Origin of the sequence: Nocardioides malaquae, assembly GCF_015070385.1 — a bacterium.
GTDB lineage: Bacteria > Actinomycetota > Actinomycetes > Propionibacteriales > Nocardioidaceae > Nocardioides > Nocardioides malaquae.
The window spans coordinates 1-243 of record NZ_JADCSA010000999.1 but is presented as its reverse complement, the minus strand read 5'-3'; the positions used below and the strand labels follow the sequence as shown (position 1 = coordinate 243).

Annotated in this window: 1 protein-coding gene; it reads left to right on the top strand. The window is 37.4% G+C overall.

Annotated features, from left to right (window positions below):
* Positions 1-243: hypothetical protein (locus IEQ44_RS17445; protein ID WP_227487706.1), on the top strand; the 243-nt coding region annotated here is incomplete at both ends.

Genomic DNA, 243 nt, shown 5'->3' with positions numbered 1-243 from the left:
TGTTATAAATATTTCTGTAAAAGCCTGTATAGGGAAAACAAATTGGTTCACTTTAGTGGAATCAGTAAACCCCGCCCACTTGCCAACTTTTTAATAATAACAACAGCAGTAATAATAAGACGCTTTATTTCCCTTTTTTCCCTTTTAACTATTACAGGCTTGACACTGTGGGATACTGAAGCCATGGAAAAGGGCACAAGGAAAAGTCCAAAGCCCTACACTCAGTTTGACATAGTTGCATCT